This is a genomic window from Streptomyces sp. NPDC048002 (assembly GCF_040653275.1).
Classification (GTDB): Bacteria; Actinomycetota; Actinomycetes; order Streptomycetales; family Streptomycetaceae; genus Streptomyces.
In genome coordinates this window covers 65447-80941 of sequence record NZ_JBEZNL010000018.1, presented here as the reverse complement: position 1 = coordinate 80941, position 15495 = coordinate 65447, and the positions used below count along the sequence as shown (strand labels likewise).

Here is a 15495-nt window from a genome sequence, read left to right as displayed (position 1 = left end):
GCCAGTGGAAGCCGGACGGCGCAGCGCCCCGCGCGCCACGTCCGAAGCACGAGACGGCGTCGATTCGCTCGCCTCCCCCAACTCCTCGGTCCCCGAAGCAGACCCGGCCGACGCCCCGCCAGTGGAAGCCGGACGGCGCAGCGCCCCGCGCGCCACGTCCGAAGCACGAGACGGCGTCGATTCGCTCGCCTCCCCCAACTCCTCGGTCCCCGGAGCAGACGCGCCGGTGGCGGACTGGCGGCGTAGGGCCGCTCGGGCCGCGTCCGCCGGGCGGGGTTCCGGGGCGTCGCCCTGCGGGCGGACCGGCGGGGCGGGCGACTGGGCGGACGGGTGCGCGTCCGCGGCGTCCTCCGTTCCCGCGCGCTCCCTCGCCTCCCGAAGGGCCCGGCGTGCCTCCTCCGACGGGCGGGCCGTCATGACGTCCTCCGCAGGGAGACCAGGTCGGACAGTTCACGGTCCGTCAGCTCGGTGAGGGCGGACTCGCCGGAGCCGAGGATCGCGTCGGCCAGCGCGCGCTTGGCCTCCAGCATCTGGGCGATGCGGTCCTCGATGGTGCCCTCCGTGATCAGGCGGTGGACCTGGACGGGCTGGGTCTGGCCGATGCGGTACGCGCGGTCGGTGGCCTGTTCCTCCACGGCAGGGTTCCACCAGCGGTCGAAGTGGATGACATGGCCGGCCCGCGTGAGGTTCAGGCCGGTCCCGGCCGCCTTCAGGGAGAGCACCAGCACCGGGGTGGCGCCCTCCTGGAAGCGGTCCACCATGCGTTCCCGCTCCGGGACGGGGGTGCCGCCGTGCAGCAGGTCCACCGGGACCGCGCGGGAGGCGAGGTGCGAGGTGATCAGCCGCGCCATGCCGACGTACTGGGTGAACACCAGGGCCGAGCCGTCCTCGGCGAGCAGGGTGTCGAGGAGTTCGTCCAGCAGAGCCAGCTTGCCCGAGCGGGCGAGCAGGCCGTCGGCCGGGCCGGACTCCTTGAGGTAGAGCGCGGGGTGGTCGCAGATCTGCTTGAGCGCCGAGAGCAGTTTCAGGACCAGGCCGCGCCGCGCGATGCCCTCGGCCGTCTCGATGGCCAGCATCGACTCCCGCACCACCGCCTCGTACAGCGCGCCCTGTTCACGGGTGAGCGGCACCGGGTGGTCGGTCTCCGTCTTGGGCGGCAGCTCCGGGACGATCCCGGGGTCGGACTTCTTGCGGCGCAGGAGGAAGGGGCGCACGAGGCGCGCCAGCCGCTCCACCGCCTCCTGGTCCTCGCCGTTCTCCACCACGCGCGCGTGCCGGGCGCGGAAGGACTTCAGCGGGCCGAGGAGTCCCGGGGTCGTCCAGTCCAGCAGGGCCCACAGCTCGGAGAGGTTGTTCTCCACCGGGGTGCCGGTCAGCGCCACCCGCGCCGGGGTCGGGATGGTGCGCAGCGCCTTGGCCGTCGCCGAGTAGGGGTTCTTCACGTGCTGCGCCTCGTCGGCGACGACCATGCCCCAGTCCTGTTCGGCGAGGACGGGTGCCGCCGACCGCATGGTGCCGTAGGTGGTGAGGACGAAGCCGTCGGTCAGGTCGTCCAGGGTGCGGTCGGGGCCGTGGAAGCGGCGGACGGGTACGCCGGGCGCGAAGCGGGTGATCTCGCGCTGCCAGTTGCCGAGGAGGGAGGCGGGGCAGACCACCAGGGTCGGCCGGCCGCGGTCGCGCTTGAGGTGCAGGGCGATGACGGTGATCGTCTTGCCGAGGCCCATGTCGTCGGCGAGGCAGCCGCCGAGGCCGAGGGAGGTCATCAGCTCCAGCCAGGCCAGTCCGCGCAGTTGGTAGTCGCGCAGGGTGGCCCGCAGTCCCGGCGGCGGTTCGGCGGGGGCGATCCCGGCGGTGAGGCGGTCGCGGAGCGCGGCCAGGGCGCCGACCGGGACGGCCTCGACGGTGTCGCCGTCGACCTCGGCGGAGCCGGTGAGGGCGACGGACAGCGCGTCGACCGGGTCGAGCAGGCCCAGTTCGCGTTTGCGGGCCTTGCGGACCAGCGCCGGGTCCACCAGGACCCAGTGGTCGCGCAGCCGGACGACCGGGCGGTGCGCCTCGGCGAGGGCGTCCATCTCGGCCTCGCTGAGCGGATCCCCGCCGAGCGCCAACTGCCAGCGGAACTGGAGCAGTTCCTCGCTCTCGAAGAAGCCCGTGCCGTCGGTCGCGGATCCCGGGGCGGGCCGCACGACGGCGGCCGCGGTCAGGTCCTGGGCGAGGTCCCGGGACCAGTGCACGGCGACGCCCGCCGCGGCGAGCCGGGTGGCGGCGACCCCCAGCAGGTCGCCCAACTCCTCCTCGGACAGGGCCAGAACGTCCGGGACGTCCTGCTCGGCGAGCCGGTCCAGCGGCGGCCAGACCCGCGCCGCGCGGCGCACCGCGAGGGCCGCGTCGACACGCGCGCGGGCGCCGAGGGCCGCGTCCGCCTCACCCGCCCACAGGGCCGCCGCGTCGGCCATCAGGGTGGGGTCGGCGAGGCTGTGCACCTGGACGATCGCGGCGCCCGCGCTGCGCACGCCCGCCTCGCCGTCGAACAGGTCGTACGCCGACAGGTCCAGGCGCAGCGAGATCCGTACGCCCGCGTCCATGCCGGCGGCGACCTCGGCGGCCCAGTCGTGTGCCTGCGGCAGCGACTGCGGACGCCGGTCGGCGAAGGGCCTGCCGGAGGCGTGCGGGGCGGCCGGGGTGCGGGGCAGGGTGTCGGCGACCGCGTCGAGGAAGGCACGCATCAGCGCTTCGGGGTCGGGCAGCCGGAGCGGTCCGGGGCCGGGCAGCGGGACCGCGTGCCCCTCGTGGGGCAGGGCGGCGGCGACGGCCCGCAGATGGGCGATGTCCTCCGGGTCGAGCGGGCCGGCGCGCCAGGCGTCGTGGCCGGACGGTGTCAGTCCGGGCAACAGGCGGCCGCGCGCGGTCAGGCGCAGCGCGTGCAGGGCGGCCGCGCCCCAGGCGACGGTGGCGGGGTGCGCGGCCGGATCGCGCCGGGCGCGCACGAGGAGCGGGAGCGCGGCGTCCAGTGGGAGGGTCAGCGCGGGGGCGGGCCTGCGGCGCACTCCCGCGCCGTGGGTCCGTACGACGGTGAGTTCGGTGGGTTCGCCCGCGCTGGGCAGCGGGCCGTCCTCGGGGTCCCAGAAGGCCATCCGTCCTTCCCGCGGCAGCGGCGCGGGCAGGAAGACGGCGGCGAGCCGCACGGGAAGCGGCTCCTGGTCCGGTGGGTCACCGGCGCGGGGGTCGCCCGCACGGTCGGTCACCGCGGCCGTGTCGCTCGTTCGCACTTGTCACCTCCCGGGCCCCGAGTCGGATCGGACGTCTTCGACTCTACGGGCGGGGTCTGACAATCGGCCCCGCCGACCGGCCCGTGCCGGTCGGCGGGGGACCGGTCGGGACGGGTGGCGGGCGGCGCCGGTCAGGGAACCGTGCGGGAGACGACGTACACCATGGGGAACGTCGGATTGCCCGTGTTGACGACGATGTCCAGGGTCGGCGCCGGGTTCTTCTGTTCGCGCACGAGCCCGAAGTCGGTGCCGGGCCGGGAGCCCTCGCCCTCGAACTTCCAGCCGGTGATCTTCTGGTCGCGGGCACCGATGGTGATCTTGTCCCGGTTCAGGTCCTGGCGGCTGAGGCCGAGCTCGGCGAGGAAGGCGTCCAGGCCCGCGTGCGTGGTCTGGAACTGCACGTAGAGGCGGCTGGTGCGCCAGTTGTTGGTCTCGTAGTACGCGACCTGGTTCGACGGGTGCGGTATCGGCACCTGGTACAGCCGGCGCTGGACCTTGGAGGGCCAGCCCTCGGTGAGTCCGGTCGCCGAGTACTTCGCCTCCTTGTCCTTGCCGCTGTCCCGGCTCTGGTTGGCGGAGATCACCAGGTAGCCGGCCGGGACGCCGATGAGGAGCCCGATGATGAGCAGGGTCAGCGCGCGGCGGCGGATCATGTGGCGCCGGTCCTCGGCGGGGCGGTCCGGCTCGGCCGGCGCGTCGGGCTGGTGGGGCAGGTCCGGGCTCACGCGGGCCCCTGGGAGGCTCGGCGGGAGGCCACGTACCGTTCGTAGCGTTCGTGGCGCTCCACGCGGCGCCGGTTGGCGCGGCGGAAGCGGCGGGCGACCAGGCGCGCGAGGTCGGCGGCGCCGACCATGCCGGCCTCGGGGCCGAGCTGGGCACGGGCGATCCGGGCCTCGGGGCGGTAGCCGCGGCCGGTGAGATGCCGTTTGAAGGCGTCCCGCGCGGGGGCGATCAGCAGGTCGTCGGCGGCCGAGACGCCGCCGCCGATGACGAAGCAGGAGGGGTCGAGCGCGGCGGCGAGGTTGGCGATGCCGACGCCGAGCCACTGGCCGATGTCCTGGAGCAGTTCGATGCACATGGCGTCGCCCTCGCGGGCCAGCTCGGTGATCATCGGGCCGCTGATGTCGGCGATGTTGCCCTTGACGTGCTCGATGATCCCGTACGCCACCGGGGAGTCGGCAGCCGCCAGTTCCCGCGCCTCGCGGACCAGGGCGTTGCCGGAGCTGTACTGCTCCCAGCAACCGCGGTTGCCGCACGGGCAGCGGTGGCCGCCGGGCACGACCTGCATATGGCCGAACTCGCCGGCGACACCGAACTTGCCGCGCTTGACCTGGCCGTCCTCCAGGATCGCGCCGCCGATGCCGGTGCCCAGGGTGATCATGACCAGGTGGTCCTCGCCGCGCCCGGCGCCGAACCGCCACTCCGCCCAGGCGGCGGTGTTGGCGTCGTTGTCGACGAGGACGGGTACGGCGAGCCGGCCGGCGAGCCGGTCCCGGAGGGGCTCGTTGCGCCAGGACAGGTGCGGGGCGAACAGGACACGGTTGCGGTCGGCGTCGACCCAGCCGGCCGCGCCGATGCCGACGGCGTGCACGTCGTGCCGGTCGGACAGGTCCAGGACCAGTTCGACGATGGTGTCCTCGACGACTTTGGGGCTCTTGGACTTGTCCGGGGTCTCCGCGCGGAGCTTCTCCAGGATGTTGCCGTCGGCGTCCACCACGCCGGCCATCACCTTGGTGCCGCCGATGTCGATGCCGACGGTCGGCACCCGGGGCGCCGTCAGATGGGAGCGGCGTTCACGGGTGCCGACGGTGCGCAGCGCCGGCGCGCGGCGGGAGCCGATGGGGGCGCTGAAGGTGCCGTAGGTGCTCATCAGGCCCGATTCTGCCTCACCGCCGACCCCGGTGCCGTACAGGGAAACAATGGGGTGGTTCACGATGTACGCCGTCTACAGGCCGTATGTGGCGTGTCGCGCAGTTCCCCGCGCCCCTCAGCCGCGCTCCAGTTCGTGGCGCAGGTCGTCCAGGTCGTTTCCGCCTGCCATCTGCCTCGTCAGCTCGTCCAGGGAGATCTCGGCGCGGGTGTGGTTGCCGACCATCGTGCCCCGCTTCAGCAGGACGAAGCGGTCGCCGACCATATAGGCGTGGTGCGGGTTGTGTGTGATGAAGACAACCCCCAGGCCCTCGTCCCGCGCGGCCGCGACGTACTTCAGGACCACCCCGGACTGCTTGACGCCCAGGGCCGCCGTCGGTTCGTCGAGAACCAGGACCTTCGCGCCGAAGTGGACGGCGCGCGCGATGGCGACGCACTGGCGCTCGCCGCCGGAGAGGGTGCCGATGGGCTGGTCGACGTCGCGCAGGTCGATGCCCATGCGCAGCAGTTCGGCGTGGGTCGTCCGCTTCATGTGGTCGACGTCCATGCGCTTGAAGGGGCCGAAGCCCTTGCGCGGTTCGGAGCCGAGGAAGAAGTTCCGCCAGACCGGCATCAGCGGGACGACCGCCAGGTCCTGGTAGACGGTGGCGATGCCGCGGTCCAGGGCCTCGCGGGGGGAGGACAGCTTCGTCTCCTCGCCGTCCAGGCGCAGGGTGCCGGAGTCGTGCTGGTGCAGCCCCGCGATGATCTTGATCAGGGTGGACTTGCCGGCGCCGTTGTCGCCCAGGACGCAGGTGATCTCACCCGCGTGGACCTCCAGGGAGACCCCTTCCAGGGCGCGGATGTTGCCGTAGTGCTTGCTGACGTCGGCCAGCTCGACGAGTGTCACTTGGTGGCCTCCGCCCGCTTGCGGACCCAGGCGTTGAGCAGGGTCGCGAGGAGCAGCATCGCTCCGAGGAAGAACTTGAACCAGTCGGGGTTCCACTCGGCGAAGACGATGCCCTTGCTGGTCATGCCGAAGATGAAGGCGCCGACCGCCGAGCCGATGGCGCTGCCGTAGCCGCCGGTGATCAGACAGCCGCCGATGACGGCCGCGATGATGTAGATCAGCTCGTTGCCGACGCCCTCGCCGGACTGGACGACGTCGTAGGAGAAGAGCAGGTGCTGGCCGGAGATCCAGGCGCCGAACGCGACGCCCATGTACAGGCCGATCTTGGTCCGGGTGACGGGGACGCCGACCGCGCGGGCCGCGTCCTGGTTGCCGCCGACGGCGAAGATCCAGTTGCCGGCGCGGGTGCGCAGCAGGATCCAGGAGGCGAGGGCGACCAGGCCGAACCACCACAGGATGGTGATCTTGAAGTCGACGTCACCGATGGTCAGGGTGGAGGCGAAGACGTCGTGGGCGCTGGCGAAGCCCTCCATGTCGGCGATCGACTTCGTGGAGACCGTGCCGTCGATCAGCTTGGTGAACCCGAGGTTCATGCCGGTGAGCATCAGGAAGGTGGCGAGCGTGATGATGAAGCTCGGCAGCTTGGTGCGGGTGAGCATGATGCCGTTGAAGGCGCCGATGGCCAGGGTGACCAGCAGGGACACGCCGACGCCGACCCAGGTGTTGGCGGTCATCTGGTAGCTGAAGATCGACGACACCAGGGCCGACGAGGTCACCAGGACGCCCGCGGACAGGTCGAACTCGCCGCCGATCATCAGCAGCGCGACGGGGACCGCCATGATGCCGATCGTCGACGACGCGTACAGCACGGTGCTCAGGCTCGCGGCGCGCAGGAAACCGTCGGCGACCAGCGCGAAGAACACGAAGACCGCGATCGCGCCGACGACCGAGCCCAGCTCGGGGCGGCCGAGCAGCTTGCGCAGGGGGGAGGTCTCGATGAGCCGTTCGTCCGCCGTCGTGGCGCTCACCGGGTGCCCCGCTCGGTGTACTTCTCCAGCTCGGCGGCCTGGTCCTTGGTGATGATCTGCGGGCCGGTGAGGACCGGCTTGCCGCCGCCGAGCACGTCGGCGTTGTACTTGTACAGCCACAGCAGGTCCACGGCCTCGTAGCCCTGGAGGTAGGGCTGCTGGTCGACGGCGAAGCCGAGGGTGCCGTCCTTGAGCGAGGCGGCGACCTTGGCGTTGAGGTCGAAGGTGTCGATCTCGGCGTCGCTGCCGGCGCCCTGCTTGGCCTTGACGGCGGTGTCCGCGTAGGGCGCGCCGAGGGTGACGACGGAGTCGATGGAGCTGTCGGCCTGGAGCTTGGCCTCGATGGCGGACTGCACGTCGGGCATGTTGGTGCCGTTGACGTACAGGTTCTGCACGGTGCCGTCGAACGTCGCCTCGACCCCGGCGCAGCGCTGCTCGTGACCGACGTTGCCCTGCTCGTGCAGGACGCAGAGGGTGTTCTTGCGGCCGCGCGTGTTCAGCTCCTCGCCGACGGCCTCGCCGGCGACGGTCTCGTCCTGGCCGATGTGGGTGAGGGCGCCGAACGCCTTCGACTCGGCCGAGCCCGAGTTCACGGTGATCACCGGGATGCCGGCCTCGCGGGCGCGGGCCACGGCGGCCTTCATGGCCTCGGGCTTGGCGAGGGTGACGATGATGCCGTCGACCTGCTTGTCCACGGCCGCGTCCACCAGCTGCGCCTGCTGCTGGGCCTCGTCGTCGTGGGAGTAGAGGAAGTTGATGTTGTCCTTGACGGCGGCCTGTTCGGCGCCGTTCTGGACGATGTCCCAGAAGGTGTCGCCGTCGCCCGAGTGGGTGATCATCGCGAAGGTCCAGCGGGGGGTGTTCACCGCCGCCTTCCCCTGGGCCGCCGCGGCCTCTCGGGCGTCCTCGGCGCGCTTGCCGCCGGTGCTGCTGCAGCCGGCCAGTGACACGCACAGTGCCCCTGCCAGCGCGATTCCTGCCCAGGTCCTCAGACGTGCCACGAGGCCGTGCCCTTCTTGCCGTGCTCTGACGTACGCGAGGGACCGGTCTTCCCGCCGGACCCAAACGCCCCAGTATCAAACACAGGGATGATGCGTCGGGTGACCGGGGAGCGCGAGTCGGTCGCATTGTCCGGACATTGCGACGTACTCGGAGCGCTCGGAGCGCGCGGGAGGGGTCAGGACCGTACGAGGAGCTGGAACTCGAAGGAGTAGCGGCTCGGGCGGTAGATGTGGTCGCCGAACTCGACCGCGCGGCCGGTGTCGTCGAAGGTCGTGCGCTGCATGGTGAGCAGCGGGGCGCCCTCCTGCTCGGTGAGCCGCTCGGCCTCGGCGGCGGTGGCGGAGCGGGCACCGATGGACTGGCGGGCGCTGTGCAGGGTGATCCCGGCGGAGCGCATCAGCCGGTACAGGCCGGTCGCCTCCAGCTGGGCGGTGTCCAGGTCGAGCAGCCCGCCGGGCAGGTGGTTGCAGAGGTACGCCATGGGTTCGCCGTGCGCGAGGCGCAGCCGCTCCACCCGGTGCACGTCGGCGCCCTCCGTGACGCCGAGCGCGGCGGCGATCTCGGCGGAGGCGGCCACGACGGTGTTGACCAGCACGGTCGTGGCGGGGCGCTGGCCCGCGGCCTCCAGGTCGTCGTAGAGGCTGCTGAGTTCCAGCGGGCGCTTGACCTGGCTGTGCACGACCTGGGTGCCCACGCCGCGGCGGCGGACCAGGAGGCCCTTGTCGACCAGCGACTGGATGGCCTGGCGGACGGTGGGCCGGGACAGACCGAGCCGGGCGGCCAGCTCGATCTCGTTGCCCAGCAGACTGCCCGGGGTGAGGGCGCCGTGCTCGATCGCGGCCTCCAGCTGCTGGGACAGCTGGAAGTACAAGGGCACCGGACTGCTCCGGTCCACACGGAGGTCGAGCGACACGGTCGGGTCCACTTCTGGTTTCGGCACGGCCCGAGCGTAGCTCCGTGGCCGGTTGACGGGAAGTCGTGTAGTTCGATTGTCCGGACATACGCATTGACAGGGCACGGGATGCGACCCCACTTTGTTCCCATGCGCATCGGAGTCATCGGGACGGGCCGGATCGGCACGATCCATGCGACCACACTGAGCCGCCATCGAGAGGTCGGTTCGCTGATCCTCTCGGACGCCGACCCGGCACGGGCGGCCGATCTCGCCCTGCGGCTGGGCGAGACGGCGGCGCCCGGGATGGACGAGATCTTCCAGTGGGGCGTGGACGCCCTGGTGATCACGACGGCGACCTCGGCGCACGCCGAGCTGATCGGCCGGGCGGCGCGGATGGGACTTGCGGTGTTCTGCGAGAAGCCCATCGCGCTGGACCTGCCGGGCACGCTCCAGGCGATCGGCGAGGTCGAGAGCGCGGGAACGATCCTTCAGATGGGGTTCCAGCGCCGCTTCGACGCGGGCTACGCGGGCGCCCGGGAGGCCGTGCGCGCGGGGCGGCTCGGCCGGCTGCACACCGTGCGCGCGCTCACCAGCGACCAGGCTCCGCCCCCGGCCGCCTATCTGCCGCTGTCGGGCGGACTGTACCGGGACACGCTGATCCACGACTTCGACGTACTGCGCTGGGTGACCGGACGCGAGGTGACCGAGGTGTACGCGGCCGGGTCCGACGCCGGTCCGGCCATGTTCCGCGAGGCCGGGGACGTGGACACCGCGGCGGCGGTGCTCACCCTCGACGACGGCACCCTGGCCACGGCCACCGCGACCCGGATGAACGGCGCCGGCTACGACGTGCGCATGGAGTTGTCCGGTGAGCGGGACACGATCGTGGTGGGCCTGGACGACCGCACCCCGATCGCGTCCACCGAGCCGACCGGCCCTCCGGCCGCCGACAAGCCCTGGCCCGGTTTCCTGGAGCGCTTCGGCCCCGCCTACGAGGCCGAACTCGCCGCGTTCATCGAGGTGGTGAGGGGCGAGCGGCCCAACCCCTGCGACGGCCGCGAGGCCCTCCAGGCACTGCGGATCGCCGAGGCCTGCGAACTGTCCCGACACGAGCACCGCCCGGTCCGCCTGGCAGAACTCCCGGGCGGAGGCACACCGGGCCCGGTCTGACAGCCGGGGCGCCCCCGGCCGGGGTCAGTCCGGGACCCGGGCGAGGCCGGCGTCGGCGCGACATCCGGGGCGGCACCTCGACGACGGCGCTGCGCCTGGGCGGCGGGCCGCGCACCGGGTGCGGGGCCGCCGCCGGGCGCGGCACCGCCGCCCTGCACCCGAGAGGGGGCACGGCGACGACGGTCCGGCGCCCGAGGAGCGGCACGACAGCCGCGGGCACCCGGGTGGGCGCCGCGACCGGGGCAGTCCGGGCTCGGGCGCGGGTGATCGATGCCACGGCATGGGGCACCGGTGCCACGGCGACCCGGCACACGACCGGCCAGGGGACAGCGCCCTGCGACCCCGGGCCACGCCGCGGCAACGGCCACGGCCACGGCCACGGCAGTCCGGTCCTCGGGTACGCCCGGCCGATGCGCGAGCACCGGCACCGCGACTGGCCGGGCTACCGGGCTACCGGGCTACCGGGCTACCGGGCTACCGGGCTACCGGGCTACCGGGCTACCGGGCTACCGGCGGAGGGGACTACAGGCACTACCGGCGGAGCGGACCACTGGACTACCAGCGGAGCGGAAGGGTGCGCATTCCGCGCATCAGCATGCCGGGGAGCCAGGGGCCGGGGGGTCCGTCCAGGGCCAGGTCGGGGGCGCGCTCCAGCAGGGAGCGGACGGCCGTGCGTGCTTCCAGGCGGGCCAGCGGGGCGCCCAGGCAGTAGTGGATGCCGTGGCCGAAGGCGACATGGGCGCGGTGGTCGCGGCGGATGTCGAAGCGGCCGGGGTCCGGGTAGCGCTCCGCGTCCCGGTCGGCCGCGGTGAGGCAGACCATCACCGACTCGCCTGCCGCGATGTGCCGTCCGCCGATGTCCAGCGGCTCGGCGGCATACCGGAAGGTGGCATTCTCCACCGGGCCCTCGTAGCGCAGCATCTCCTCGACCGCGTCGTCGATCAGGCTCATGTCGGCGCGCAGCAGGTCGAGTTGATCGGGGTGGGTGAGCAGCGCGTGCACTCCGCTGGTGATCAGGTTGACGGTGGTCTCGTGACCGGCGATCAGCAGGATGAAGGCCATGCCGCGCAGTTCGTCCGGGGAGAGCCGGTCGCCGTCCTCGGCGGTGGTGCGGATCAGGTCGGAGAGCAGGTCGCCGCCCGGACCGGCCGCTCTCTTGTCCTCGATCAGGCCGGTGAAGTACTCGCCGAGGGCGACGAAGGCGTCGTACTCGCTGCCCGGGCTGCTCGGGGCGACGGTCTCCGTGGACATCTTGCGGAACTCGGCGCGGTCCATCTCCGGCACGCCGAGGAGTTCGCAGATGACGGTCAGCGGCAGCGGGTACGCGAACGACTCCACCAGGTCCGCGGCGCCCCGCGGCAGCATCGCGTCGAGGAGGTCGTCGGTGATCCGCTGGACGCGCGGGCGCAGTTCCTCCACCCGGCGCGCCGTGAAGGCGCGGGAGACCAGACCGCGCAGCCGGGTGTGTCGCGGCGGGTCGGAGACCAGCAGGTTCTTCCCGATCAGCTCCTCGTCCAGCGTCGCCAGGCCGATCTTGGCGCCGTCCTTGGCGAGTCGGGGGTCGGCCAGCGCGGCCCGCGCCTCGGTGTGGCCGACGACCAGCCAGGTCGAGGACTGCCACCCGGGTGGCCGTACCCAGTGGATCGGGCCCTCGGCGCGCAGACGGGCGTAGACCGGGTGCGGATCGGTGCGGAACTCCTCCCCGAACTCCCCCAGGTCGATGCCCGTGTCCGGCTGCTTGTCGATCCCGCCCATTCCCGCTCCCCCGTCCGACACCCCGACACCCCGACACCCGCACAACGCGCGGGGTCCGCCGCTAGTGCCCGTCCGCCCCCGGTTCCCCGGATTCGTCCAACAGCCCCGCGTCATGGGCGAGCAGGGCGATCTGCACCCGGTTGTTGAGGTCGAGCTTGGTCAGGGCGCGCGAGACATGGGTCTTCACCGTGGCGACGCTCATGAACAGGGCGGCGGCGATCTCGGCGTTGGACAGTCCCCGGCCGACCGCCACGGCCACCTCGCGCTCCCGCTCGTTGAGCGCCTCGACACGGGTCCGCGCGCGGGCGCGCCGGGTGTCGGCCGCGGAGTCCGCGGCCCGCGCGGCGTGCGCCATCAACTGCCGGGTCACCGTGGGCGACAGCACGGGATCACCGGTCGCCACCCGCCGTACCGCGTCGACGATCTCGGCCGGCGGGGTGTCCTTGAGGACGAAACCGGCGGCCCCCGCGCGCAGCGCGCGCAGCACCTGCTCGTCGGCGTGGAACGTGGTCAGCACGACGACCTGCGGGGCGTCGGGCCGCGAGCGCAGCCGTTCGGTGGCGGTCAGACCGTCCACCGAGGGCATCCGGATGTCCATCAGGACGATGTCCGGACGGGTGTGCTCGACGAGTTGCTCGGCCTCGGCACCGTCGGCGGCCTCCCCGACGATCTCGATGTCGTCCGCGCCGCCCATCATCAGGGACAGACCGGCCCGGACCAGCGGGTCGTCGTCGACGAGGAGCACTCTGATCGCAGTCATGGGGCCTACGTAATCACGGCCGGGCCGCCCGGAGGCGGGCACCGGACGCTCACGCCCGCAGGGTGACGCCGTAGCGGGTGCGCAGGCGGCCCAGTTCCCAGCGGACCACCGCGGTCACCGAGGCGGGACCGGCCAGTACCGCGAGGACCTGCACGACGGGCGGTCCGGGCGGAAGTCCGCCCGTCACCAGGCCGATCAGCGCGAACTCCCACACCAGGACGGCGGTGAGCAGGGCGGGCAGCGCCGCGTGCACGGCCGCCGAGTTGAACCCGGTGCGCACCGCGGGCCCGGTGGCGAAGACGAGGAAGCACAGCAGCCAGAAGAACGGCAGGGTGAGCGCGAGTTGCGCCCAGGGGAAGCCCGGGTCGAGGTCGGCGGAGGAGCGGTCTTCCACCGCGACGACGGCGACGAGGAGAAAGGGTACGGCGGTCACCGCGCCGATGTACGCGAGGGCCGAACGCCCGGCCGCCCGCAGCCGGGGCCGCATGTGGGCCTTCGCGGCGGGCGACGCCATCCGGAACAGGAACGCGATCACCAGGGGCGCGCTCAGGAGCAGCAGCGGCGGGGTGACGGCCAGCCTCGTCATGTACTGCTGCTGCGCCTCGCTGACGTCCTCGGGCTTGCCGTACACGACCAGCAGAAGGAGTGACATGGCGACGGCCGTCCAGGCCCGTACGCGCTGCACGCGGGCCACGTCCGGGTCCTCGATCCGGTGGGGCCCGCGCGGCGGGAACAGCCGGTGCGCGCGGTGGCGGGCGGAGCGGGCGAAGACGTAGCCGGCCATCAGGGGCAGGACCAGGAAGGCCGTGCAGGGGAACAGGGCGACCGCCCACACACAGCCGTGGACGCGGGGCCGCCCACCGCGCAACAGCACGCGCAGCGGGGGCCATTCGGCATCCCGGAGGCCGCGCAGGGCACCCCACAGAGAGGTGGGCGGCGCGGGCCGGGGCGGAAGGCAGGGGGGCGGCGGGTACCCGTGGGGGTGCGAGGGCGGGACGTACGGGGGCGGCGGGTACGGTGCGCCGTCCGGCGGTCCCGGCGGTCCCGGCGGTCCCGGCGGCGGTGGCCGGTACGGGTTGTACGGTCCCCCGAAACTCACGCTGCGACAGTCCTTCCGGTGACTGCTGGACAGTGGGCGGCACCAACCTGTTTGATCCGCTCACTCAAGTCAACCGGTTTCGTTCCAGGCGCAGTTGTCACCCCCAGGGCAGCCAGGCACGCACCTCGAAGCCGCCGTCGGGGGTCGGCCCGTGGACCAGCCGGCCGCCGGCCAGGGTGGCCCGCTCGGTGAGTCCGATGAGGCCCTGGCCGGACCCCGGTACGGGCGGCGCCACGCTCTCCGGCGCCGGATTGCGCACCTGGACGTCGAGGCCCTGGCCCGCGGCGCCGGTCACCGTGACGGTGACCTCGGCCCCGGGGGCGTGCTTGCGGGCGTTGGTCAGGGCCTCCTGGGCGATGCGGTAGGCGGTGCGGCCCACCGACGAGGGCACGTCGGCGGGGGCGGTGACCCGGTTGTCGAGCACGACCTTCATACCCGCCTCACGGGACTCGGCGACCAGCGGTTCCAGCCCGCCGAGGGTGGGCTGCGGGCGGCTGGAGTCGTCGCCGTCCCCCGCCCGCAGTACGCCGATGATCTCCCGCAGGTCCTGGAGGGCCTCGTGGGCGCTCTCCCGGATGACCCCGGCCGCCCGCGCGATCTCCTCGCGGGGCGCGTCCGGACGGAACTCCAGTGCGCCCGCGTGCACGCTGAGCAGCGTCAGCCGGTGGGCGAGGACGTCGTGCATCTCCCGGGCGATGGCCTCACGGGCGAGCCGCTGCGCCTGGTCGGCCCGCAGCCGCGCCTCGGTCTCGGCGCGCCGGGCGCGGTCGCGCAGGCTGAGCATGAGCTGGCGCTTGGAGCGCACGAACATGCCCCAGCCGACGACCGCGCCGGTCAGCACCACGGCGAGGAAGAGCGACCAGCCGTAGGGGATGTCCGGGTCGGGCCGCAGCCAGTAGAAGAAGGGCGTCAGGGCCAGCGCGGTCCCGCTCACCCAGGCCACGTAGCGGAAGGGCCGGTGCACCGCGAGGGTGAACACGGCGACCAGGCCCGCGCCGCCCGCGGTGGCCGAGAGGAAGCCGACGGGCACCATCGCCACGGCGAGTCCGAGCGGCCAGCGCCGGCGCAGCCAGACGGCCGCGCAGGCCAGCGCGCCGACCACGTGGTCGAGGGCGATCACGGGGTCCGGGAGGTTCTCCTCGGCGACGGCTTCCGCGCTGAGGAGCCCGAAGAAGACGGCCGCGAGGAAGCAGCAGAAGTCGACGACCCAGTCCCGGGCGGTCCGGCGGTGGCGCCGCTCCGGGTCCTCGCCCTCGGAGTCGAGTTCCTTGACCACGGCCGAGGGCAGCAGCCAGCGCTGCTCGACGAAGGGCTGCGGTTCGGGCCCCGGCGTTTCACTGCTCACGGTCGACAAATCTACGCAGACGGGCGGCCTCTCACCTCCGTCCGAGCGGGATCGCGACCAAAGTCGCGCCGGCGCAGACTTTCGGCGCGCCGCCCCGGCCGGGATTCAGACTCCGGTCGGTCCGGTACTCGCCCCGCGGCCGATGGGGGTGGGGGGTCCGCGGGGCGAGAATCCCGGCATGAGGCACCTGCTGGAACTTCTCGGATTTCTCGCCCTGGTCCAGGGCGTCGCCGGTCTGCTGCACGAGTTCACCGGCTGGGACTGGGGACTGGTGCAGCGTGTCGGCTTTCTCGACGGCTACGGGATCTACGTGAGCGTCGCCCTGCTCGTACTGGCGTTCGCCCTGTTCGCGGCCGCCGAGAGCCGGAAGTCCGGCTGATCCCGCACCGGGCCTCCGGCCTGCCGCGCCGTTCC

General features: G+C 73.0%; 13 protein-coding genes. 2 read left to right on the top strand and 11 right to left on the bottom strand.

All coding sequences use genetic code 11. The annotated features are described in order from the left end of the window. Positions 1–413: 413 nt before the first annotated feature. The 7 genes from AB0E07_RS22440 to AB0E07_RS22410 all read right to left on the bottom strand — a co-directional run bounded on the left by AB0E07_RS22440 (position 414) and on the right by AB0E07_RS22410 (position 8970). The gene (locus tag AB0E07_RS22440; protein WP_362254976.1) at positions 414–3245 is read right to left on the bottom strand and encodes an SNF2-related protein; all 2832 of its coding nucleotides are present in this window, start codon (positions 3243–3245) and stop codon (positions 414–416) included. Positions 3246–3400: 155 nt separating this feature from the next. Continuing rightward, positions 3401–3994 (bottom strand): sugar kinase, encoded by a 594-nt coding sequence (locus AB0E07_RS22435; RefSeq protein ID WP_362254802.1) that lies wholly within the window; start codon positions 3992–3994, stop codon positions 3401–3403. Next, a complete protein-coding gene (locus AB0E07_RS22430) occupies positions 3991–5139 on the bottom strand; it encodes an ROK family glucokinase (RefSeq protein ID WP_362254799.1) in 1149 nt (382 codons plus the stop codon). The genes AB0E07_RS22435 and AB0E07_RS22430 overlap by 4 nt, the downstream gene beginning before the upstream one ends. Before the next feature lie 117 nt (positions 5140–5256). Continuing rightward, positions 5257–6027 carry an ATP-binding cassette domain-containing protein gene (locus AB0E07_RS22425; RefSeq protein WP_362254796.1) on the bottom strand — a complete coding sequence of 257 codons (771 nt, stop codon included), beginning with the start codon at positions 6025–6027 and terminating at the stop codon, positions 5257–5259. Next, complete coding sequence (locus AB0E07_RS22420; RefSeq protein WP_362254793.1) at positions 6024–7055, bottom strand: ABC transporter permease; 1032 nt, start codon at positions 7053–7055, stop codon at positions 6024–6026. Before AB0E07_RS22420 ends, AB0E07_RS22425 begins: the two co-directional genes overlap by 4 nt. Beyond that, positions 7052–8056 carry a sugar ABC transporter substrate-binding protein gene (locus AB0E07_RS22415; RefSeq protein WP_362254789.1) on the bottom strand — a complete coding sequence of 335 codons (1005 nt, stop codon included), beginning with the start codon at positions 8054–8056 and terminating at the stop codon, positions 7052–7054. Before AB0E07_RS22415 ends, AB0E07_RS22420 begins: the two co-directional genes overlap by 4 nt. 176 nt (positions 8057–8232) lie before the next feature. Then, a complete protein-coding gene (locus tag AB0E07_RS22410) occupies positions 8233–8970 on the bottom strand; it encodes a GntR family transcriptional regulator (protein ID WP_362254973.1) in 738 nt (245 codons plus the stop codon). Positions 8971–9099: 129 nt separating this feature from the next. On the opposite strand from AB0E07_RS22410, the gene AB0E07_RS22405 reads away from it, so the two are divergent. Then, on the top strand, positions 9100–10122 hold the full coding sequence (locus tag AB0E07_RS22405; RefSeq protein WP_362254786.1) for a Gfo/Idh/MocA family oxidoreductase: 1023 nt from the start codon (positions 9100–9102) through the stop codon (positions 10120–10122). Positions 10123–10677: 555 nt separating this feature from the next. Here the strand turns inward: AB0E07_RS22405 and AB0E07_RS22400 are convergent. The 4 genes from AB0E07_RS22400 to AB0E07_RS22385 all read right to left on the bottom strand — a co-directional run bounded on the left by AB0E07_RS22400 (position 10678) and on the right by AB0E07_RS22385 (position 15090). Beyond that, entirely contained in the window at positions 10678–11877 is a 1200-nt protein-coding gene (locus AB0E07_RS22400; RefSeq protein ID WP_362254783.1) for a cytochrome P450, read from the bottom strand. Positions 11878–11938: 61 nt separating this feature from the next. Then, positions 11939–12637, bottom strand: coding sequence for a response regulator transcription factor (locus tag AB0E07_RS22395; RefSeq protein WP_362254780.1), 699 nt, complete (start codon positions 12635–12637; stop codon positions 11939–11941). Between the two features lie 49 nt (positions 12638–12686). Further along, positions 12687–13511 carry a hypothetical protein gene (locus AB0E07_RS22390; protein ID WP_362254777.1) on the bottom strand — a complete coding sequence of 275 codons (825 nt, stop codon included), beginning with the start codon at positions 13509–13511 and terminating at the stop codon, positions 12687–12689. A gap of 322 nt (positions 13512–13833) precedes the next feature. Then, a complete protein-coding gene (locus tag AB0E07_RS22385; RefSeq protein WP_362254774.1) occupies positions 13834–15090 on the bottom strand; it encodes a histidine kinase in 1257 nt (418 codons plus the stop codon). 169 nt (positions 15091–15259) lie between these two features. Here AB0E07_RS22385 and AB0E07_RS22380 point away from each other — a divergent pair, with 169 nt between their 5' ends. Further along, a complete protein-coding gene (locus AB0E07_RS22380) occupies positions 15260–15460 on the top strand; it encodes a hypothetical protein (RefSeq protein ID WP_362254771.1) in 201 nt (66 codons plus the stop codon). Positions 15461–15495 lie beyond the last annotated feature (35 nt).